23 protein-coding genes are annotated in these 19,897 nt (G+C 67.8%); 10 read left to right on the forward strand and 13 right to left on the reverse strand.

Annotated features, from left to right (window positions below):
- The first annotated feature begins 174 nt into the window (after positions 1 to 174).
- From NL115_RS02300 to NL115_RS02320, 5 genes are all read left to right on the forward strand, one after another.
- On the forward strand, positions 175 to 402 hold the full coding sequence (locus NL115_RS02300) for a hypothetical protein (protein ID WP_254831610.1): 228 nt from the start codon (positions 175 to 177) through the stop codon (positions 400 to 402).
- 112 nt (positions 403 to 514) lie between these two features.
- Positions 515 to 1,183 carry a hypothetical protein gene (locus NL115_RS02305; protein ID WP_254831611.1) on the forward strand — a complete coding sequence of 223 codons (669 nt, stop codon included), beginning with the start codon at positions 515 to 517 and terminating at the stop codon, positions 1,181 to 1,183.
- Positions 1,180 to 1,767, forward strand: a complete 588-nt coding sequence (locus tag NL115_RS02310; RefSeq protein WP_254831612.1) for a J domain-containing protein — start codon at positions 1,180 to 1,182, stop codon at positions 1,765 to 1,767. The genes NL115_RS02305 and NL115_RS02310 overlap by 4 nt, the downstream gene beginning before the upstream one ends.
- Positions 1,764 to 2,798, forward strand: a complete 1,035-nt coding sequence (locus NL115_RS02315; RefSeq protein WP_254831613.1) for a tyrosine-type recombinase/integrase — start codon at positions 1,764 to 1,766, stop codon at positions 2,796 to 2,798. The genes NL115_RS02310 and NL115_RS02315 overlap by 4 nt, the downstream gene beginning before the upstream one ends.
- A 773-nt stretch (positions 2,799 to 3,571) precedes the next feature.
- The gene (locus NL115_RS02320) at positions 3,572 to 4,714 is read left to right on the forward strand and encodes a CBS domain-containing protein (protein WP_254831614.1); all 1,143 of its coding nucleotides are present in this window, start codon (positions 3,572 to 3,574) and stop codon (positions 4,712 to 4,714) included.
- Between the two features lie 755 nt (positions 4,715 to 5,469).
- Here NL115_RS02320 and radB read toward each other — a convergent pair.
- From radB to NL115_RS02335, 3 genes are all read right to left on the reverse strand, one after another.
- Complete coding sequence (gene radB, locus NL115_RS02325; protein WP_254831615.1) at positions 5,470 to 6,198, reverse strand: DNA repair and recombination protein RadB; 729 nt, start codon at positions 6,196 to 6,198, stop codon at positions 5,470 to 5,472.
- 82 nt (positions 6,199 to 6,280) lie between these two features.
- A complete protein-coding gene (locus tag NL115_RS02330; RefSeq protein WP_254831616.1) occupies positions 6,281 to 7,735 on the reverse strand; it encodes a cytochrome P450 in 1,455 nt (484 codons plus the stop codon).
- Positions 7,736 to 7,868: 133 nt separating this feature from the next.
- On the reverse strand, positions 7,869 to 8,309 hold the full coding sequence (locus NL115_RS02335) for a universal stress protein (protein WP_254831617.1): 441 nt from the start codon (positions 8,307 to 8,309) through the stop codon (positions 7,869 to 7,871).
- 114 nt (positions 8,310 to 8,423) lie between these two features.
- Between NL115_RS02335 and NL115_RS02340 the strand changes: the two genes are divergently transcribed.
- Positions 8,424 to 8,957: a 50S ribosomal protein L16 gene (locus NL115_RS02340; RefSeq protein ID WP_254831618.1), complete on the forward strand. Its 534-nt coding sequence runs from the start codon at positions 8,424 to 8,426 to the stop codon at positions 8,955 to 8,957.
- A gap of 164 nt (positions 8,958 to 9,121) precedes the next feature.
- On the opposite strand, the gene NL115_RS02345 is transcribed toward NL115_RS02340, so the two are convergent.
- Entirely contained in the window at positions 9,122 to 9,364 is a 243-nt protein-coding gene (locus NL115_RS02345; protein ID WP_254823151.1) for a PRC-barrel domain-containing protein, read from the reverse strand.
- Positions 9,365 to 9,514: 150 nt separating this feature from the next.
- On the opposite strand from NL115_RS02345, the gene NL115_RS02350 reads away from it, so the two are divergent.
- Positions 9,515 to 10,066 carry a plastocyanin/azurin family copper-binding protein gene (locus tag NL115_RS02350; protein WP_254831619.1) on the forward strand — a complete coding sequence of 184 codons (552 nt, stop codon included), beginning with the start codon at positions 9,515 to 9,517 and terminating at the stop codon, positions 10,064 to 10,066.
- A gap of 108 nt (positions 10,067 to 10,174) precedes the next feature.
- Positions 10,175 to 11,995, forward strand: coding sequence for a translation initiation factor IF-2 (infB, locus tag NL115_RS02355; RefSeq protein WP_254831620.1), 1,821 nt, complete (start codon positions 10,175 to 10,177; stop codon positions 11,993 to 11,995).
- Positions 11,996 to 12,015: 20 nt separating this feature from the next.
- Here the strand turns inward: infB and NL115_RS20585 are convergent, their stop codons facing one another.
- The 4 genes from NL115_RS20585 to NL115_RS02370 all read right to left on the reverse strand — a co-directional run bounded on the left by NL115_RS20585 (position 12,016) and on the right by NL115_RS02370 (position 13,809).
- Positions 12,016 to 12,141, reverse strand: a complete 126-nt coding sequence (locus tag NL115_RS20585; protein ID WP_286667660.1) for a hypothetical protein — start codon at positions 12,139 to 12,141, stop codon at positions 12,016 to 12,018.
- A 142-nt stretch (positions 12,142 to 12,283) separates the two neighbouring features.
- Positions 12,284 to 12,577: a hypothetical protein gene (locus tag NL115_RS02360; RefSeq protein WP_254831621.1), complete on the reverse strand. Its 294-nt coding sequence runs from the start codon at positions 12,575 to 12,577 to the stop codon at positions 12,284 to 12,286.
- 77 nt (positions 12,578 to 12,654) lie between these two features.
- A complete protein-coding gene (locus tag NL115_RS02365; RefSeq protein ID WP_254831622.1) occupies positions 12,655 to 12,840 on the reverse strand; it encodes a hypothetical protein in 186 nt (61 codons plus the stop codon).
- Between the two features lie 183 nt (positions 12,841 to 13,023).
- A complete protein-coding gene (locus tag NL115_RS02370) occupies positions 13,024 to 13,809 on the reverse strand; it encodes a hypothetical protein (RefSeq protein ID WP_254831623.1) in 786 nt (261 codons plus the stop codon).
- A gap of 149 nt (positions 13,810 to 13,958) precedes the next feature.
- On the opposite strand from NL115_RS02370, the gene NL115_RS02375 reads away from it, so the two are divergent.
- Positions 13,959 to 14,252, forward strand: coding sequence for a DUF8015 family protein (locus tag NL115_RS02375; RefSeq protein ID WP_254831624.1), 294 nt, complete (start codon positions 13,959 to 13,961; stop codon positions 14,250 to 14,252).
- A gap of 17 nt (positions 14,253 to 14,269) precedes the next feature.
- Here the strand turns inward: NL115_RS02375 and NL115_RS02380 are convergent, their stop codons facing one another.
- The 5 genes from NL115_RS02380 to NL115_RS02400 all read right to left on the reverse strand — a co-directional run bounded on the left by NL115_RS02380 (position 14,270) and on the right by NL115_RS02400 (position 18,819).
- Positions 14,270 to 14,590, reverse strand: coding sequence for a DUF5811 family protein (locus NL115_RS02380; RefSeq protein WP_254831625.1), 321 nt, complete (start codon positions 14,588 to 14,590; stop codon positions 14,270 to 14,272).
- Positions 14,591 to 14,673: 83 nt separating this feature from the next.
- Complete coding sequence (locus tag NL115_RS02385; RefSeq protein WP_254831626.1) at positions 14,674 to 15,189, reverse strand: pyruvoyl-dependent arginine decarboxylase; 516 nt, start codon at positions 15,187 to 15,189, stop codon at positions 14,674 to 14,676.
- Between the two features lie 139 nt (positions 15,190 to 15,328).
- Positions 15,329 to 17,221: a PAS domain S-box protein gene (locus NL115_RS02390; RefSeq protein ID WP_254831627.1), complete on the reverse strand. Its 1,893-nt coding sequence runs from the start codon at positions 17,219 to 17,221 to the stop codon at positions 15,329 to 15,331.
- 211 nt (positions 17,222 to 17,432) lie between these two features.
- Positions 17,433 to 17,831 (reverse strand): TRAM domain-containing protein, encoded by a 399-nt coding sequence (locus tag NL115_RS02395; RefSeq protein WP_254823163.1) that lies wholly within the window; start codon positions 17,829 to 17,831, stop codon positions 17,433 to 17,435.
- 229 nt (positions 17,832 to 18,060) lie between these two features.
- A complete protein-coding gene (locus tag NL115_RS02400) occupies positions 18,061 to 18,819 on the reverse strand; it encodes a YkgJ family cysteine cluster protein (protein ID WP_254831628.1) in 759 nt (252 codons plus the stop codon).
- Between the two features lie 595 nt (positions 18,820 to 19,414).
- Between NL115_RS02400 and NL115_RS02405 the strand changes: the two genes are divergently transcribed.
- Positions 19,415 to 19,876 carry an NOB1 family endonuclease gene (locus NL115_RS02405; RefSeq protein ID WP_254831629.1) on the forward strand — a complete coding sequence of 154 codons (462 nt, stop codon included), beginning with the start codon at positions 19,415 to 19,417 and terminating at the stop codon, positions 19,874 to 19,876.
- The last annotated feature ends 21 nt before the right edge of the window (positions 19,877 to 19,897 follow it).

Raw genomic sequence — 19,897 nt, forward strand, 5'->3', positions numbered from 1 at the left:
CCCGGGAAAAGCGTTCGTGACCACGACTCCCGAGTGTCAGTCGCCACACCACCTTCCGCTCAGCCAGTCGCACCGCTACGCAACTATCCCGTCCGTGGTCCCCTCGGAGCGCGCCAGCCCCTACCAAAGCCCGGCGCGCTCCGGCTCGGACCACAGCCCCGTATCAACGAGACCATGCCAAGCCTAGCGAACGCCTCAGAAGAACGTACCGACGACGAACCGAGCGACGACGAGTGGCGCCTGCGTTGGCACGTCGGGGACCTCGCGGTCCACACCGCGTGGACGAGCGACTTCGGCACCGTCGAGAACCTCTACGAGCAGTATCGCCGCTCGGAGACCCATCCGGGCACCGACTACACCATCGAGCGCCGGACCACCATCCGGCCGGGGGGCCAGCGATGAGCGCCGCGACCCGTACCGGGCCCGGCGTGCGATTCTTCATCCTCTCGCATCTGACCGTCGCGCTGCTGGGCATCGTCCTGGGCGGGCTGCTCGTCGCCGGAGGTGGGCTGTGATGGGGCACTCCCAGGATATCCTCGCCGCCCAGCGGGCGCTCGTCGAGGATGACGACCTCCGTGATGAGCTGGGGCTCGACGACGACGAGGCCGTCACCGCGTGCCCGACCTGCGAGAGTGCGAGTATCGAGTACCACGCGGGCACGGCCTTCGGCGGCGAGCCCGCGAGCGCCCCGTGGACGTGTCAGGACTGTGGCACCGACTTCGAGGCGCCCATCGAACGGTCGCCCGAGCGCGAGTCGGGCTCGTGTCGGCACGGACCCGCGAAGTCGCTGGTCGATGCCGAGCCCGACGATATCCGAACCGACGGTGGCGTTGACCTCGACGAGCACGACCAGCTCGACAGCAGCGAGGGCTACCCGGGGACGAGCGCGGCCGACAGCGATTCGATCTCGTACCCGTTCCGCGGCGATACGACGGCCACAGCCACCGTCGAGTCACCGTGGACGCACATGGAATTGGACGAGTCTGGTGCGCTGTACAGCATCGAGGAGTGCTGGAACGGGAAGGTCCAGTTCCTACTCAAATGCCGCCCTGATAACGGGTCGGTCGGCGTTCTCGCCGGGCTCGATCCGAGCGATGCGCGTCGGCTCGGGAAGGCGCTCCTGCGCGCTGCCGACCATGCGGAGGAGCAAGCTGTCGAGACCGACGGAGGTGAGCCGCGGTGAGCGGCCTGGACTGGCCCGCCGGATTCGAACGCACCCCGGCCGAGCAACGCAAGCCGTACCCGCACGGCTTCCGGGTCTCGCGGACCGAGGCGTTCGATTCCATCCTCGCCGAACTCGAGCAGATGGACGCGGTGAACCCGCGCGTCGAGACCGCGGCGCCACACACCCAGGCGAACCCGCACCGACCGTACGCCGACCGCGAGCCCGACGACCCGGGCGTCGTCGTCTACTGCGACCTCGATGGGGAGGGCCGGGCGTTCCCGTGTGACCGCTGGGACACCCTCCGGGACAACGCCCGCGCCATCGCGAAGTACCTCGCGGCCAAACGCGCCCTGGACCGCTACGGGGTCGGCACGGTCGGGAGCGAATTCGAGACGCAGGCGCTGCCGGGCGGCGAGGACGCGGTCGCGACGGGGCCGCCACCGCACGAGGTGCTCGGGGTCGCGACGGATGCGCCCGAGGAGGTCGTGCGCGGCGCCGCACGCGCTCGGAAGAAGCAGACCCACCCAGACAACGGCGGGAGCACCGAGGCGTTCCAGCGGGTCGTGGCAGCCGAGGAGGCGCTGCTGGAGGGTACGCAGTGAGCCGTGCGCCCGACCTATCCCCGCGCGAGGCTGTCGAGCGCTGGCTCGACAAGCTGCGCGTCGACAAGGCCGAGGCGACGGTCTCGGGGTACTGGTATCGGCTCAAGCTGTTCGTCGAGTGGTGCGACGAGGAGGGTATCGAGTCGGTGCGTGACCTCTCGGGCTGGGACCTCGATAGCTACGAGCAGGCCCGGCGCGCGGCCGGCGTCAGCCCGGTTACGCTCTCGAACGAACTCACCACCCTGCGGCAGTTCCTCGCGTACTGCGAGCGCATCGAGCTGGTCGAGGCGGGGGTGTCCGAGAAGATCGACCCACCCAGCATCAACGAGAGCGACGAGGTCAACTCCGAGCGGCTGGAGAGCGACCGGGCGCTGGCACTCATCCGCGCCTTTCGCGACGGCGACGAGCGCGCGAGTGCCCATCACGTCGCCCTGGAGCTGCTGTGGTTCATCGGCGCGCGGATGGGCGCCATCCGTGCCCTCGATGTGGGGGATGTCGACACCGACGCCGGGACCGTCCGGTTCGTCCACCGGCCCGAGTCCGACACCACGCTCAAGAACGGGCAGAAGGGCGAGCGGCTCGTCGGCATCCCCGACGAGACGGCGACGACCGTCAAGCGGTACCTCGCGCTGCAGCGGACGGAACTCGTCGATGACCACAAGCGCCGGCCGCTCCTCACGACGACCTTCGGCCGGGCCAGTACGAACACCATCCGCAAGTGGATCTACTACGCGACGGCCCCATGTCGGGTCGGGCCCTGTCCACACGACCGGCAGCGTCTCACCTGCGACTGGTTCGACCGGACCTCAGCCAACGCGTGTCCCTCGACGCTGTCGCCGCATCGGGTGCGGACCGGGAGCATCACCTGGCAGCTCAATCGCGGGCTCGACGAGCACGCGGTCAGCCGTCGTGTCAACGCCAGTCCCGAGACCATCAGAAAGCACTACGACGTGGCTGATGCGGACGAAGCGTTCCACGAGCGTCGCTCGGAAACCGTTACTCGATTGGCTATGGAGGACCCAGATGAATAATCACAATCACATTTCGATAAGTTACGCGAGTGAACCGCCCCAACCCATCCTTGTATAAGGAAACCACCTTCGAAGAGAGGTTTCCTTCTGCAACCCACGGCCGTCTCGGAGGTGGGGGCGATGACTGGCCACCTGGAACCGTCGGGGAACCCCCTTGCCGGGGGAGCTGAAGTCGGGAGACACGATTCCACAGCCCACGGGTAGAGGTACGCTGGTTCCAGCAGGAACGAGTCGAGAAGGTAGTGTCGTCGGTACGATACCGTTGGACTGCGCCGGTTGGTCGCTCGCGAGACGTTAACTATTCCTCAATCGCCGTTCGGCAGAGTTCGTTTCAATCGGTGTATGATACCCCCATCCCGTGGATAGTTCACCGCGCGTCGGTACCCGCAGTTTGGACAGACCGATCCGGACTCCCCATCGCGAGGCTGATGGTGATGCTCACGATGGTCGTACTTCGTTCCACACGCGAGACACCAGACCGCGTCGACGGGGGTGTCACGAGGCGTCGTCTCTCCGTCTTCGCCGGTCGTCACGTTCCTTCCTCGCGGATTGTATCCTTGTATAATCGGCGCATCTCCAGAACGCGTGCGTTGTCCCGGGGGCGGGGCAGCCTGGATGCGGCCCAGGGGCTTCCAACTGGGTCGTTCGGTGATTCCAGCGGTCCGAGTACCGGTACAGGGTGGAGCAGATGTGCCCTGGACCACGGGGATTCACTCGCTACGGCTAGAACCAATCTTAAGAGAGCGGGCGGTCAACCGTTTCGGGAGAAGACGATGGACATCGCAGATATCGCGACCCGCGAGTACGTGCAGGTGGATAGTGACGAACGGTTGGCCAAGGTGCGGTCGCTGTTCGACCGTGAGAACCCCAAGAGCGTCATCGTCACGGAGGACGACGAGTACGCGGGTGTCATCACGGAACGCCAGTTGCTCCAGTCCCACGTCGAGGACGACGCGAAGGCAGGGAAGATGACACAGACCGCGCCCAAGGTCGACCGGACGGCGAACGTCCGGGACGTGGCTCGGGTGCTGGTCGAGGGGGGAGTGAAGCTGGCCCCCGTATTCGAGGCCGACCGGCTCTGGGGCGTCGTCACGGAGGACGCCCTCCTCGAAGCCGTCCTCGACAACCTCGACGTGCTGACGGTCGAGCAGATCGCCACGCGTGAGGTCAGCACGCTCCCCGAGGACGCGAGCGTCGGGCAGGCCATCAATCGCCTCCGGGAGAACGGTATCTCGCGGCTCCCCGTGGTCAACGAGAACGGTCGGCTGACGGGGATGCTGACGACCCACGACATCGCGGAGTTCGTGGTCCAGCGCAAGGACCGTACGACCCGCGGCGACCGCGCGGGCGACATCGACCGCGTCCTCGACCTCCCCGTGGCGGACCTGATGAGCAGCCCGGTGGCGACCGTGACCGAGGGCGAGTCCGTCCGCGAGGCCGTCGAGCGGATGCTGGAGAACGACTACGCCGGCCTCGTGGTCACCCCGGACGACGACGACGACCTCATCGCCGGCATCCTCACCAAGACGGACGTGCTGCGCGCGCTCTCCTACACCGAGGAGGAGCACATGGACGTCCAGATCACGAACGTGAAGCTGCTGGAGACCCTCTCGCGTGAGGAGATCGTCCGCTCCATCGAGGAGACCACGGACAAGTTCGCGAAGATGCAGGTCCAGCACGCCCACGTCCGCTTCCACGAGCACGACGAGAAGCTCCGGGGCACGCCGCTGGTGCAGTGTCAGATCCGCCTCCGGACGAACGTCGGGCAGATGGCCGGCTCCGGCGAGGGCTACGGCGCCGAATCCGCCTTCCACGTCGCGCTCGACACCCTCGAACGGAACGTCCTCGAGCGGAAGGGGATGCGCGCCGACGAGGAGTACGAGGGCCAGCTCCTGCGGAAGCTGGGCGAGCTGTAGAAGGTCCACTCCGGTTCCCTCGCCCGCCACTCACCAGTACCGTGTTTGCGATTGCCGACCGTCCGGGACCGATATCGTGGCTGCGATTGCCGACCATCCGGGACCGATATCGTGGCTGCGATTGCCGACCATCCGGGACCGATATCGTGGCTGCGATTGCCGACCATCCGGGACCGATATCGTGGCTGCGATTGCCGACCATCCGGGACCGATATCGTGGCTGCGATTGCCGACCATCCGGGACCGATATCGTGGCTGCGATTGCCGACCATCCGGGACCGATATCGTGGCTGCGATTGCCGACCTGTTGTGACCACCGCCGGCGCGCTGCGCGCGCCGACGGACAAGCCCGCCCCGGTTGACGAGGCTCGCGGCGTCCCTGCCCTTCCCCAGGTCACGCGGGTTCGCTTTCGCTCACCACGCGTTCCCGGCCCGTAGACTGTGTCGGGTCGCGTACCCAGTCAGTCGCACAGGGCGCGCGCTGGCGGCTGTGCCCGCAGGGCCAGCCGCCTCTAAGCGCGCGAGGGCCGAAGCGCGCAGCGCTAGCGAGCACTGCAGGCGGCTGGGGAGGTGAGAGGCCCACGGACCCGACTGGCCCACTCGAGGTGTCGCCAGCGCCCGCGGGCGCTGGCGTGGGTCCCATCAGGTCGGCATCATCCTCGCTCCTGCCGCCATTCACACACTAAAATCAGAATAGACTTCGAATCCACTACACAGCCCAATATATTGCAGAATAAGCCAGAAACCAGCCCATTTCAGAACTCGGCGGGTGTCCCTTCCTCGACCCCCTCCAGCCCGTCCTCGGTGATTCGGAACCGCGCCGTCTCACCCGCGGCCTTCGAGCGGTGCTTCTCCAGCGTCGCCCGGCGGTTCCCCGCCCGGAACCGCTCGACCCGCAGCACGACCCCCGACCAGTGGGTCAGCGTGTGCCCACCCAGCGGCCGCGGGCGCTCGGACTCGCTCTCCGGGTCCGCGTACACCTGGTTCGTGATGACCACCGCGAGGTCGTGCTTGCGAGCGAGCGAGAGGAGGTGGGTCACCTGCCGTGCGACATCGCGGAGCGCGGCGCCGCCGTCCTCGTCGTCGCGCGCGAGCCGGTAGAACCCCGTCGCCGAATCGAGGACGACGAGGTCGACGCGGTCGGCGAACTCGGCGGCGTCCCGCACCGCTTCGGCCTGCTCGTCGAAGTCGTACGCCTCCGTGATGATGATGCGCGAGGCCAGGTCCTCGACGGTTGCGTCGGGGTCATCCATCCCCTCGACGCGTGCACGTGCGAGTTGCTCGAGGCGGTCGACCGAGAGCCCCTCCGTGTCGATGTAGAGGGCGGTCCCGCCACGGGCGGCGACGCCGACGGCCGCCGACAGCGCGAGGTTCGTCTTCCCGGCGGCCGGCGGGCCGTAGACCTGGGTCACGGCGCCGCGCTCCAGCCCGCCGTCCAGCAGCTCGTCGACCGTCGAACACCCCGTCGGGATGGACTCGCTCACACGCGTCGTTGGTCGCAATCCGACAAAAACGTCCGGAGTCACGGCCCGGCGCGCGCGGTCGAGCGGCCGGCGGCCCACCCGGTCACCGCTCCCGGACGAGGAACTCCTGGCCCTCCGCCATCCGCAGCGTCATCTGCGGCGAGAGCGGCGGACCGCCGTCCTCGTTCTCCCCGAGGAAGTAGAGCTCGTAGTTCCGACCGATGGTGGCGAGTGCCAGCTTCGCCTCCAGCAGGGCGAACTGGCGGCCGATGCAGATGCGCGGGCCGCCGCCGAACGGCGCGTAGGCGAAGTCGTGGAGGTTCTGCCGGAACTCGTCGGTCCACCGGTCCGGGTCGAACGTGTCCGGGCGGTCGAAGAACCGCGGGTCGCGCTGGATGCGGTAGAGGACGATGTTGATGCGTTCGCCCTCCGGGACGCGGTAGCCGTCGAACGCCACGTCCTCGGCCGCCTCGCGCGGGAGGCCGTAGACGGGCGGGAACAGCCGGAGCGTCTCGGTGACGACCTTGTCCGTGAACTCCAGCCGACCCTCCGCGACATCCTCGGCGGTCGGCAGCCCATCGAGCGCATCCACTTCGGCCTGGAACCGCTCGCGGACCTCGGGATGCTCCGCGAGCGCCCAGAGTGCGAACGTGAGCGACGTGGTCGTCGTGTCGTGGCCGGCGAAGATGATGGTCACCATCTGGTCGCGCAGGCGCTCGTCGGTGAGCATCCCCGAGTCCGTCACGCCGGCCTCGCGCAGGCCGACGAGGAGGCGCATCAGGTCGTCGGCCTCCGACGGATTCGCGGGCGGGTCCTCGGCGGCCTCGGCGAGCAGGCGGTCGGCTTCCTCCTGGAGTGTCTGCTTGCCCTGCTTGAATCGTCTGCGCGCGGGCGTGGGGACCCACTCGGGGAGCGGGTAGGACGTGGGGACGAACCAGTCGTGCAGCGCCTCGGCGGCCCGGCGGACCGTCTCGTCGCCATCGAGGCGGAGTTCGCGCCCGAGGATGGCGGCGAACAGCACGTCCAGCGTGAGGTCGGTCATCTCGGCCTGGAGAGTGAGGCGCTGGCCGTCGTTCCACCGGCCGACGCGGCGCTGGACCTGCTCGACCATCGTGTCCGCGTAGCCGCGAACGCTCTCGCGAACGAACAGCGGTTGCAGGGTCTGTCGTTGCTGGGTCCACTCCTCGCCCTCGACGGTGAGGAGGCCGTCACCGAACGCGATGCCGAAGTCGTCGGACTTGCGGAACCGGTCGCGCTCCGTGAGGAGGACGCGTTTCGAGTGGTCCGGATGGCAGAGCTGGTACCAGTCACCCACGCCAGCCAGGTGGGCGCGGAAGATATCCTGCTCGCGCCCGCCCCGGTTCAGCAGCTCCACCGGGCTCCGCATGTAGTGCAGCGAGTGGAACGCCGGATGCCCGAGGGTCTCGGGGTACGGCGGGAGTGGCAGGTCGGTGGGCCGGGAGCCGTCCGAATCGTCGTCACGCACCGCGGTCACGTCGGAGTCGGTCCCGTCGACGGTATCGATACGGCCGCCGGTCGGGCCAGCGCCGGAACTCATGTGCTATCACGTAACACGACAACAATTGCCTGTTATCCCGTCGATACGAGGGAAGCTTATCAGAAGTGGTCCGGAGCGGCTCGACCGCCGTCGGGAAGTCAGGGAGTCGGGGAGTTGGGGCGTCGGGGACCCGTCAGACCGAGAGCACGGGCTGGTCGGCGTGCGCGATGACGTACTGCGCGGCCTTCTCGATAGCCGCCTGGGGGTCGCCCGTGACCGGCTCGCGCGGCAGGACGACGAAGTCCGCCCCCAGCTGGTCGGCCACCTCCGTGATGACGCTACCGGGATGTTGGGTCAGGCGCTGGGTCGAGTAGCCGTACGCCGACGAGTGAGTCGACTCGAGGTCGGTCTCGTCGAGTCGGTCGAGGATGGGGTCGACGGCGGCGACCGTCGTCTCGGCCGCCAGCTCGCCGTCGATGGTTCCCTCCTGTACGCGGCGAGACATCTCCTCTCCCAGCACGAACAGAACGTGGACTGCCGCGTCGTAACGGTCGGCGACCGCGACGGCGTACTCGAACGCCTCGGCGGCGTTGTCGCTTCCGTCGACCGGTGCCAGCACCAGGTCCGCCTCCATATCCGGGTCGAGACGGGCAGGGTACAAGAAGCCACCCGACCGCTCTCGGCAGTGGCGGGTCGCCAACACGGCTTCGAAGCGTTCTTAACGCTCCTGGGTCTCCGTATCAGTAATATGAGCGACAAACCGGCCTCGATGTACCGGGACATCGACAAGCCGTCGTACACGCGACGGGAGTACATCACGGGCATCCCCGGCTCGAAGATCGCACAGCACAAGATGGGGCAGATCAAGAAGGACCCCGACGAGTACGAGGTCCAGGTCTCGCTCGTCACGGAGGAGTCCTGCCAGCTCCGCCACGGGTCGCTGGAGGCTTCGCGCCTGTCGGCCAACCGCCGGATGCTGAAGGTGCTCGGCGAGGAGGGCGACTACAAGATGATCCTCCGGAAGTTCCCCCATCAGGTCATCCGGGAGAACAAGCAGGCGACCGGCGCCGGCGCCGACCGTGTCTCCGACGGGATGCGCCAGTCGTTCGGCAAGATCGTCGGCACGGCCGCCCGCGTCCAGAAGGGCGACCAGCTGTTCACGGCGTGGGTCCATCCCGAGGACGCCGACACCGTGAAGGACGCCTTCCGCCGCGCCTACAACAAGATCTCCCCGCCCTGCCGCATCGTCGTCGAGCGTGGCGAGGAGACGCTCATCTCCTGATACGGCGAGCGACGCCGCGAATCACTCCCCTCCGCTCTCCCGGATAGCTCCGTCCCTGCCCGCCGAGAGTTGTTTCCTTCCGCGAGACCGGCAAGAGAACTCGAGAGTCCGCCAGCGAGCCGCGGCTCCTCGTGGGCGTGGGAGTCCGAGAACGGGCTGCCCGACTACCGACCGACGACGATGTGGTCCCGAACGGCCTGGACGTTACCGATGGGGACGAGGAAGTGCCCGTGGTCGTTGCGCTGGAAGGCGGTCTCGCGGGGGCCCGTCTCGCCGGGGTCGACGATGAGGTTCTGCAACGTCCCGGTCTTGAGGTCCATCGTGACGTTGTACAGCATGCCCAGTTCGGCTCCGTCGGCGCCCATGACCGTCTTGCCCGAGAGGTTCTCGGCCAGTATCTCCGACATATCCCGTGCGTGCCCGTGCCATCACTTCAACGTTCCTGCGGCGTCAGACGGCCGTCGGCCGCGTGTCGCGCGCGGTCCGGAACCGATGGCGGGGGATTTCGGGTCGGAATCTGGTCAACGCTTTTGCGTCCACCCATCCGCTAGCGGGACATGGAACGACGACGATTCCTCCGCGCGGCCGCGGCCGCAGGGATACCGGTCACACTCGCGGGCTGTACGAACGACGGCGGCGACGGCGGCGGCGATGGCGGGTCGACCCCGACGGCGACATACGAGCCCACGGCCACGCCGACCGAGGCGATGGGGACGACGAGCGACCAGATGACGCCCACCGCGACGGACACGGCCACACCGACGGACAAACCGACCGCGACCGAGAGCCCGACCCCGACGGGGACGCCGACCCCCGTCCCCGACATGGAGGTGACCGTGGCGCCGAGCGGTAACCTCCGGTTCGACCCGGCCTCGTTCACCATCTCCGCGGGCGACACCGTGCTCTGGACGTGGGACGGGAGCGGCCACAACGTCAAGCCCGACGGCATCCCCTCGGACGCGGACTGGACGGGCACCCCCGGGGACAATCTGACCACGTACGGGAGCGACTACAGCTACGTCTACACCTTCGACATCCCGGGGTCGTACGACTACAAATGCATCCCACACCAGAGCAGTGGCATGACGGCGTCGTTCACCGTCGAGTGACGCTCCCGGCGCGTCCCGTACGGCCGGGCCACGGCGAGACGGGTTGGACAGGTTCAAACCCCCTCGGACCGCACCACACGTCAACGAACCTTCTCGGGTGATCTCCATATGTCAAACGCTGACGCCGACGCCGACGCCGAGGACGAGACAGCCCCCGGCGAACTCCGCACGCCCATCGTGGCCGTTCTCGGCCACGTCGACCACGGGAAGACGACGCTGCTGGACAAGATCCGCGGCTCCGCGGTGACCGAGGGCGAGGCCGGGGCCATCACCCAGCACATCGGCGCGACCGCCGTCCCGCTGGATGTCATCTCGGAGCTGTCGGGCAAGCTGGTCGACCCCGACGACTTCGACCTGCCGGGCCTGCTGTTCATCGACACGCCCGGCCACCACTCGTTCTCCACGCTCCGCTCGCGCGGGGGGGCGCTCGCCGACATCGCCATCCTCGTCGTCGACGTGAACGACGGCTTCCAGCCACAGACGCTGGAGGCCATCGACATCCTCAAGCGGACCCAGACGCCCTTCATCGTCGCCGCGAACAAGGTCGACACCGTCCCCGGCTGGAACCCACAGCCGGACACGCCCATCCAGCAGTCCATCGAGGCCCAGTCCGACCGTGCCGAGTCCGACCTCAACGAGCGCCTCTACGAGATTATCGGCCAGATGTCCGACAACGAGTTCTCCTCGGACATGTACTGGCGGGTGCAGGACTTCCGCTCGAACATCGGCGTCGTCCCCTGCTCGGCGATGACCGGCGAGGGCGTCCCGGACCTGCTGGCGGTGATGATGGGCCTCTCCCAGCGCTACATGAAAGAGGAGATGTCCATCGACACCGCCGGTCCCGGCGCCGGGACGGTGCTGGAGGTCAAGGACGAGCAGGGCTTCGGCACCACCATCGACGTGGTCCTCTACGACGGGACCGTCCGCGAGGACGACATCATCGTCGTCGGCGGGCAGAACGACCCCATCGTGACGGAGGTGCGCGCGCTGCTCCAGCCCCGACCCCTGGCGGAGATTCGAACCGAGAGCCGGTTCGAGAACGTCGACGAGGTCGTCGCCGCGGCGGGTATCAAGATCGCCGCACCCGACCTCGACCGCGCGATGGCGGGCGCGCCCGTCCGGGTCGTCCGCGACCAGGACCGCGAGACGGTCATCGAGGAGGTGAAGCAGGAACTCGCGCAGTTCGAGGTCCACACCGCCGAGGAGGGCGTGGTCGTCAAGGCCGACACCCTCGGCTCGCTGGAGGCCATCGCCGACGCACTCGAGGAGGCCGAGGTCCCCATCGTCCGCGCCGAGGTCGGGGACGTGGCGCCCCGTGACATCGCGGTGGCCGACACCGCCGGCGAGTCCAAACACGAGTGCATCCTCGCGTTCAACGTCGACGTGCTCCCGGACGCCGAGCGCCGCGCGAAGGAGACCGGCGTCACCCTCTTCGAGGACGACGTCATCTACCAGCTCGTCGAGGAGTACGAGGAGCACGTCGCCGAAATCGAGCGTGCCCAGCAGGAGAACGTCCTCGACAAGATATCCCGCCCGGCCCGCTTCCAGGTCCTGCAGGACCACACCTTCCGCCAGTCCAACCCCGCCGTCGTGGGCGTCGAGGTGCTCTCGGGGACGCTGAAGCGCAACTCGAAGATCGCCAAGTGGGAGGGCAACGAGCAGACCCGTGTCGGCGACCTCAAATCCATCCAGGACGAGGGCGAGGACATCGACGAACTGCGCGCGGGCGAGCGCGCGGCCGTCTCAATCGACGGGCCCACTGTCGGCCGGCAGATAGAGGAGGGCGACGAGCTGTGGGTGGACCTGCCCGAGAAACACGCGAAGATTCTCGAACAGGAGCTCTCCGACGAGATTCCGGCCGACGAACTCGAGGCGCTCGGGATGTACCTCGACAAGCACCGCAAGCGCGACCCCTTCTGGGGCAAGTAGGCCGCCCTCACCAGTCGCTCTCACTTCGCCCCGTCACCGTCCGACGCCAGCCGCGACAGTAGCGCGTCGAACAGGAACTCTTCCCAGCGGCGTTCCCGCAGGTCGACCTGGCCCTCGGCGGCGCAGATGCCGAGGTGGTGGACCACGTCGTGGTACTCCTGCAGTAACTCCGCCGCCGGTACCGAGTCGAGCCGCTCCCGGTCGTAGGCGCTCTCGTCGTCCGTACCACACGTGCGGAGCCTGGCCTCATAGACGCTGGTCCCGGTCCTGTGCGGACACTCGGTGCGCTCAGAACACGGGCTCGTAGTCGTCGCAGACCTCGTCGAGGAACACCTCGTGCTGGGTCGCGACCCGCTTCGAGGCCGTTCCGGGGTCGTTGTTGTCGCGGATGGCCGCCACGCGCTCGGCGTGCGACCGGACCGCCGCCGCGGGGACCGGATAGGTGTTGATGACGTGGTCGAGGACCACGAGGTAGTCACGGTGGACTGCGTCCGATTCCTGCCCCTCGTCGGCCTCGACCAGTTCCACGACCACCCGTTCGAGGTCCTCGATGTCGGTCTCGAACGCTGCCGAGTACTCCACGCCGGCCCGTCGGCTGGGGGCGACAAAACCGTTCACGTCCGGGCGCGCCCCGGCCACGCTCCGCGTGCAGGAAGCACTCAGGTGGCTTGCCACTCCCCGACAGACAACCCCACGACCGGGATGAGGCTGACGAGTCCGAGGACGACCAGCACGATTCCGAGCGCAGTGAGCGCGGGGCCGCCGAACAGGATGAGCCCGGTTCCCGTGACAGCGGCCACGAACGCCTCGATTCGGAGACCGATGTCGACTGTACGTGACGCCATACCACGAGATTGTCCATCATCCGGCAAAATATTCTGGTTCGATTGCTGTTCCTCGACAGGCGGGCGATGAATCGCCACGGAATCTGCTGTTCGTCACGCTCGGACCGGCGATATCCGGTCGGAGTTGCCGAGCCCGAAGAGAACGCGGTGTCGCCGCTGGCTATCCGTTCCGTCCGTGGCGCCTCACGGCTCGGGAGCAGGGTAGCTCCCGATGCCGGTCTCGGTCTCGCCCTCGAACCTGGCCCAGCCGTCCTGCGCGCCGGTCGCGCTGAATCTGACGCGGTCGACGTAGCTGTTCCCGGTCCAGCCGCCGGCGAACCACTCGTTCGAGCCCTCGACGGAGACGACGCCGGTGACCCGGACATCGCTCCCGGCCTCGTACGAGAGGTAGACGGGTGCGTCGTACGCGAAGCAGGTCGCCGATTCCATGCTGGTGGGGCCACACGCTGTGAGTTCACGGCTCACCGCGTCGTCGGCGTACAACGTCGGCGAGGCACCGAGCGGCGCCTGTGTCTCGATGGGATACTCGACCTGCTGGTCGGCACGCAGGCCGACCGAGCGACGGTCGACCTGCTGGTGGTCGGGGTCCGAGGGGTCGTACTCGCTCTCGGAGATGCGCTCGCGCCGCCCCATTTCACCCTCCACGACGAACCGGTAGTAGCGCGGCTCGACGGTCACCTCGTCGGCGGTCAACTCGAGCATCGGGCCGCGGTCGGTCTCGACGACCGTCGCGTCGAACACCCCCTCGACGGTCCCGTTGCCGGTGAGCGTGGTCACGTTGTACGTCGCCGCCCCGTCCTGCTGGGGGACCGGAAGCCGGATAGTGACGTCCGAGACGTTGCCGCCGAGGTCCACACCGAGCGAGTAGTAGTGGTGGCTGGTGTAGCTGTCCGGATTCGGTGCGAGGAACGAACAGCCGGTCGTGAGCACGAGGCAGGCGACGAGGAGGGTGATGGTTCGGTCTCTCATGAGCAGGACGGTGTGCGGTACCCGAGACGTGGCCCGATGAAACCCTTTCGGGCGCCCGCGTAGGTAGCCCCGTTCTGTATCGGGTGGGGAGCTGACCACGTCGGTCCGAGGCAATAATATTTAATTAGCTCGCGAAGCACGTCCCTGCTGTGACCCAGTCGACCGACGCGCCGAGCGACCGCGCTCGCTCAGAGCCGGAGTCCGACCCGGTCGCCGCACACGTCCACGCCGAGGCCCATCCACAGGGGAGCGAGGCTGAGGCGGCCGCAGCGCGGGATGTGGGCGGCTACGACGCAGTGCTGGCGGCCGTGCCGGCGCCGCTGGCGCTGGGCGCAGTCGTCGCGCTGGTCTCATCGCTGTCGGTCACGCTGGCGCTGGGTGCGGCGAGCCTGGTGTCGGCAGGAATCGTCGGCTGGGCGCTGTTCTTCGCGTCGCCGGTCTGAGCCGGCGCGCGGTTCCGTCACGACGCGTGGTCCGGGACGCCCTCCGGCGAGCGGAGCATCTGGAGCGCGGCGCCGGCGGCGAGTTCCGAGGCGAGTTCTCCGGTCAGTTCGTCCGGGTCGAGGTGGACGGTCACGACCTGACCGATGGGTGGACGGACCGCGACCGTGGCGCTGAGTCCGTCCGCGCCATCGGTCACCTCGCCGCCGACGACGAAATCATCCGTGAGCAGCGACCGCGTCGAGGCTGTCACCGACGCGAGGTCACGCCGGAGGGAGCGCCGCTGGGCGCTCGTCGTCTCCTCCTCCTCGGGCCCGGCGTACGGCGTGTTTCCGTGCATTGATTGAACGGCCCGGAGGTTGGCGTGCCCCCGGCATAAACCCGTCGGCGCCGCCCGGGGAATGGGCATCCGTCCACGGTCCGCTACCGAGACACGATGGGTGTCGAATCGCCGTACACCGCCAGCGCGAGCGCCACCGTGTACCGCTCGTCGGGGACCGTCCCGCCGGCCACCACGTCCGGGTCGTCGGGGTCGGCCCGGACCGTCTCGATGCCACGGGTGACGGGCTCCCAGTCCCGGAGCGTGACGCCGTCGTCGAGGCCGGTCGCGACGACCTCGCGCGCGGTCTCGGCGTCCGGCCCCGAGGCCTCGTAGAACAGTCCCCGTCCGTCGGCCGCCCGGGTCCACCCCAGCGCCGCACTGGCCGTGTCGTCCGCGCCGGGGCCGACGGTCGCCCGCGCCTCGACGACGGTCAGCCGGTTCCCGACGGCCCCGAGGTCCGGCGCGGTCCCGACGACCTCCACCGTGGCCTCCGCGGGCACCACCGACGAGACCGTCACGAGGTTGTAGTCGTGGACGTTGGCGGCGGCGAGCGCGGCGTCGTAGGCCGACAGCGCCGTGCGCCCGGCGCCGGTTCCCGTCACGATGCGGATCTCCATGTGTCGTACTCGGTATGCGCGGAAAAGCGGCTTTCGATGGACCATCTCCCGCGAGGGGGACGCTCGACCGGCGGTTACGAGGCTCCGTACCTGCGGTATCGAAGCACCCGTCCCGGAATCTTCGGGCTCGCTCGACCCGTCATGGGGCGCCATCACTGGGTTCCTCGTGACGGACCAACTCCACGACGAACACGCTCCCTTCCGGTTCGTTGTCCGTGACCCGGACCTCTCCCCCGTAGCGGTCCACGAGCGTCTGGACGAGATACAGCCCCAGGCCAGTTCCCTCGCTCTCCAGGCCTTTCTCGCCCTTCTCGAAGATCTTCGCCTTCTGGTCGTCAGGAATCCCTGGGCCGTTGTCCGCGATACGGACCAGAAGCCGCCGGTCCTCGGCGGTCGCCGAAAGAGTGACCTCGGGGACCTCCTCGTCGTTGTGGACGATTGCGTTGTTCAACAGGTTGCGGAACACCGACTCCAGCATGTCATCAGCGAGCACCCTCGCGTTCGGGACCTGTCCGTCGACCGAGACGATGGCGCGCTCGTGGCTGGTTCGCACCTCCTCGACCTGTTTCTCGATAACCGGCCCGACGCGCAACGGCGCACGGTCGGCCTCCGAGCGGAGCAGGACCTTGGTGACCTCACCGGCGGTTCGGGTGATGTCGACGGCCTCGCGACCCGCGTCCAGAATCTGTCGGAGGTATGCCTCGCCGTCCTCCTGAACGTGGTCTTCCAGTATCCCCGTGTACGCGAGCACGAGCTGGAGGGCGTTACGCACGTCGTGGCGGACGACCTGGTTGAGCACCTCCAGGTTGTCACGCTGGCGCTCGAGCGTTCGTTCGTACTGTTTCCGGTCGTCGATGTCGAGGTGGATTCCGACGGCCCGAACCGGCTCGCCGTCCGCGTCACGCTCGGCGACCTTCCCGACATCGCGAATCCAGTTCCAGGTGCCGTCGGCGGTTCGCATCCGGTGTTCCGCGTCGTAGAGTTCGGTTCTGCCCGCGAGATGGTTCTCCAGAGCATCCTCGACTCGGTCCAGGTCGTCCGGATGGACGCGCCGTTCCCATTCCTCGAGATGGGAACCGATCTCCTCGGGTGCGTATCCGAGCATCCGGGCCCACTGGTCGTTGAATTCGACCTCGTCGGTGGTCAGATCCCAGTCCCAGACGCCCAGTTTCGCGCCTTCGACGGCGAGTTCGAACCGTTCCACGAGGCGCTGGAACTCCTTCTCTCGTCGTTTCTGGTCGGTGATATCGGTCGAAACCCCACAGATGGCCACGACCTCGTCGTCCTCGTCGTCGTAGACGGGGGATTTCCGCGTCAGCCGAACGGTGTTCCCCGCAGCTGTCGGAACCGTCTCCTCTATCTCGAGCATCTCGCCGTCCTCGACGACTCGCCGGTCGTCGGCTCTGGCCTTCTCAGCCGTCTCCGGCGGGACGAGTTCCTCATCGGTCAACCCGACGATGTCCTGGTTGCCGACGTTGAACAGGTCACGGCACGCCCGGTTCATCATCAGATACTGGCCGTCGGTATCCTTCAGGAAGACGGCCGCGGACATGGTCTCCATGACCGCCTCGAACCGGCGATGGATACGCCGTAGCTCCCGTTCCTGCTCCCGTTGCTCCGTGATGTCCCGTGCGACCCCGACGATCTGCGTTACCTGCCCGTCGTCGGTGATGGGGGTGAGTTTCGTCTGCCAGTGACTCGTTCCGCCCGGGAGGGCCAGCTCCTCCTCGTACTCGATGGTCTCTCCCTGTTCGATACAGCGGCGGTAGTTCGCTGCGACGACCGCGCCCTGTTCGTCGCCGAGAAGGTCCCGCGGGGTCTGCCCCCGTAGTTCGTCCTCGGAGAGGCCGGTCCGACTTTCGTGTGAGGCGTTGTTCCGTCGGAACGTGAACACGTAGTCGCCATCCCGCCCCTCGACGTCTATCAGGAAGACGGCATCCTCCATCTCGCGGAAGATCACCTCGTAGACGCCCTCGGGCTCACCGTCCGTCGCTCCGATCCACTCGGTGCCGTTGTCCGGAGTTTCGCTCATCGAATCCTCGCTACAATCGTGTAGACGTGGCAGCGAGTATAATCTGTGGGTTGAATCCAGGGCGAGACCCGCCAGTACTGCAGTTTCGTGGCGATTGCCGGTATCTCGGAACCGAGCCGACGTTCGACCGCCCACTCGTTCACGACCTCGGGTGAGCGGTTCCCCGACGGAGCCGGCGAGCTCGAACCCGAAAGAAGCTCGAGGACGAGCGTTATTCGATGATCTCGCCGACCGCGAAGTTCGACTTGACCTCCGTGATCTCGATCTTGACGCGCTCACCGACCTCGGCGTCTGGAACGATGATGACGTAGCCGCGCTCGACGCGGGCGATGCCGTCGCCCTGCTTGCCGAGGTCCTCGACCTCGACGTAGCGGATCTCGCCGCGCTCGACCGGCGGCTGGGGTTCGTCGGGCGCCGTCGCCGGCTCCGAGGCCTCCTCGACCTCGGCAGTGCCCTCCTGGTCGGTGCTGATGAGTGCAACCCGGTAGGTCTCGCCCGCCTCGACGGCGCCCGTGTCGACCTCACGGCGCGGCACCTCCACGACGAACCGGTCCTCTTCGGCCTCGACATCCGCGTTGAACAGACAGAGCAGCTTCTCGGAGATCTCCATGAGAGTTCTACGCTCAACTGCCGGCGGGTGCGTATTCAAGGTACCGCCGGAACGACGCTGTCGGACCGCTCGCCCGGACGCTCGTGGGACAACCATCGCTCCGTCGCTGAGCCTCCGGTGGCGTCGGATGGGTTGAGACCATCTGCACTACCGACACTATATGGCGCATTTTCTCATAATACGGAACATAGTAAAGATATATAGCACGTTACCAACGAAACATGCGTTGTCACTCGGCTCCATCGAGCGGCGTCCCGTCGGGTCGCTTCGCGCCCTCGGAGTCGTGGACAACCACGCCGCCGACGTTCGCGGGTTCGTACTCGTCGCGGACGGCGATAGCCTCCTCCAGTTCCCGGACGGCGCGCTCTTTCAGCGCGGCCGCGAGCGCCTCTGCGTCCGCCCGAGAGATATCGCGGCCGAGGCCCTCACACTCGTGGGCCCGGACCGCGCCTTCCCGGTCGACCGCCGCGCCCATCGGCTGGGCGAGTTCGGCACCCTCGTCCTCGTTCCCGTCCCCATCGCCATCGCCGTTCAGTACCACACTGAACGGGTAGGTCCGGCAGATGAGTGGGCGCGAGCCGTGGACGCTGCAGGCCCCGGTGCCGTCGTCGGCCTCCCTGTAGAAGGTACAGTCCCCACACGCATCGGTCGCGAGCGCCCACTCGAACGTCTCGCCCTCGGGGCCGTCCTCGCCCTCGTGGAGGCCGTACGGCATGGGACGGGCCGCGTCGCGCCAGTCGTACTCGCGGTCGAAGTCGTCGTTCGCGGCTGTAGCGGCCTGCAACTCGCGCACCTCGTCCGGGAAGACGGTCGCCGTGTGGGGCTCGGGGTCACCGTCGGCCGCCGCCCCGTCCTCGCTTCCGCAGGTCTCGGCCTTGCAGCAGGCGCCACAGCGGGTGCACTCGAAGCCGATGGTCTCGATGGCGTCCGCGAGGTCGGCCGTATCCAGGTCGCGCGCGGCGGCCAGGTCCGCCTCGAGTGATTGCACGAGCGTGAGTGAGGGCTCGAGCGGCAAAAGCGGCGCGTCCCGCTGGGACAGTGTTCGGGGGGACCGAATCGGCAAGTCTGTCGTGCGTAGGTACTGGTTTGGTCTGGTGTGAATTGCGGCGACAGCGCCGACGGAGGGCTGTTGAAAGCCCCCACGGGCTCGGGGCGCCGCGGCTCGCTGCGGTCCTCGGTCACTCGCTCCGCTCGTTCCCTGCGGTCCTTACTTCGCCGGGGCACCGCCGAGCCCGCGGCCCCTTTCAGTCCCGCCCGATGCGGCGTTCCAGGGTCGCGTCGCACCGTGCTAGCTCGGTGCGTGCGCTCCGTGAATCAGTCAATCCCGGGTGGGAATGGAAGGGGCTGGCCGCCTCGACCCGGTGAGGCGACGCAAGCACCGCAGGGAGCGAACGAAGTGAGCGACCGAGAAGCGCAGCGAGCCGTAACCGGTCGAGCGGCCAGGGGCTTCCAACACGGTTCTATCCACTACGGAGGTCTCTGCATCTCCCTCCAACTACACACCCTACACCCACCGACGAGTCCGACCACCACCTCGGCCGGGACCCGACAGTCTCAAAATGGCCCGGTCCAAGCCTCCGATAGTGCGAGTCCTCGACGCCTCCGCCTTCATGGGCGACTACCACACCGACGACGACACCGCGACCATCCCGCTCGTCCGCGAGGAACTCGAGGACGACGCCTCCGGCTACCGGTTCGATGCGCTGGAGGGCGGCGGGATGCGCATCCACGTGCCCGACGGCGAGACCGTCGAGCGCGTCGAGCGCGCCGCGAAGACGACCGGCGATGCGACGGAACTCTCCCGGACGGACCTCCGCCTGCTCGCCGCCGCGCTCGAACTCGACGCCACGCTCGTCACGGACGACTACGCCATGCAGAACACCGCCGACCAGCTGGAGGTCCGCATCGAGTCCATCGCCCAGGAGGGCATCGACGAGCGCCGCGACTGGATATACCAGTGCCAGGGCTGCGGCCGCGAGTACGACGACCACCGCGAGCGCTGTGAGATCTGTGGCAGCGACCTCGCGCGCAAGAACCCGTCCTGACGGTCGCAGCGGGTCGGCCGA

It is taken from the genome of Haloglomus salinum, assembly GCF_024298825.1.
Lineage (GTDB): Archaea > Halobacteriota > Halobacteria > Halobacteriales > Haloarculaceae > Haloglomus > Haloglomus salinum.

Bases quoted from the DNA above. Each gene is read 5' to 3' on its own strand.
- NL115_RS02300 (WP_254831610.1), top strand. From the start codon at position 175: ATGCCAAGCCTAGCGAACGCCTCAGAAGAACGTACCGACGACGAACCG.
- NL115_RS02305 (WP_254831611.1), top strand. From the start codon at position 515: ATGGGGCACTCCCAGGATATCCTCGCCGCCCAGCGGGCGCTCGTCGAG.
- NL115_RS02320 (WP_254831614.1), top strand. From the start codon at position 3,572: ATGGACATCGCAGATATCGCGACCCGCGAGTACGTGCAGGTGGATAGT.
- NL115_RS02330 (WP_254831616.1), bottom strand. From the start codon at position 7,735: ATGAGTTCCGGCGCTGGCCCGACCGGCGGCCGTATCGATACCGTCGAC.
- NL115_RS02335 (WP_254831617.1), bottom strand. From the start codon at position 8,309: ATGGAGGCGGACCTGGTGCTGGCACCGGTCGACGGAAGCGACAACGCC.
- NL115_RS02340 (WP_254831618.1), top strand. From the start codon at position 8,424: ATGAGCGACAAACCGGCCTCGATGTACCGGGACATCGACAAGCCGTCG.
- NL115_RS02345 (WP_254823151.1), bottom strand. From the start codon at position 9,364: ATGTCGGAGATACTGGCCGAGAACCTCTCGGGCAAGACGGTCATGGGC.
- NL115_RS02350 (WP_254831619.1), top strand. From the start codon at position 9,515: ATGGAACGACGACGATTCCTCCGCGCGGCCGCGGCCGCAGGGATACCG.
- infB (WP_254831620.1), top strand. From the start codon at position 10,175: ATGTCAAACGCTGACGCCGACGCCGACGCCGAGGACGAGACAGCCCCC.
- NL115_RS02365 (WP_254831622.1), bottom strand. From the start codon at position 12,840: ATGGCGTCACGTACAGTCGACATCGGTCTCCGAATCGAGGCGTTCGTG.
- NL115_RS02370 (WP_254831623.1), bottom strand. From the start codon at position 13,809: ATGAGAGACCGAACCATCACCCTCCTCGTCGCCTGCCTCGTGCTCACG.
- NL115_RS02380 (WP_254831625.1), bottom strand. From the start codon at position 14,590: ATGCACGGAAACACGCCGTACGCCGGGCCCGAGGAGGAGGAGACGACG.
- NL115_RS02385 (WP_254831626.1), bottom strand. From the start codon at position 15,189: ATGGAGATCCGCATCGTGACGGGAACCGGCGCCGGGCGCACGGCGCTG.
- NL115_RS02390 (WP_254831627.1), bottom strand. From the start codon at position 17,221: ATGAGCGAAACTCCGGACAACGGCACCGAGTGGATCGGAGCGACGGAC.
- NL115_RS02395 (WP_254823163.1), bottom strand. From the start codon at position 17,831: ATGGAGATCTCCGAGAAGCTGCTCTGTCTGTTCAACGCGGATGTCGAG.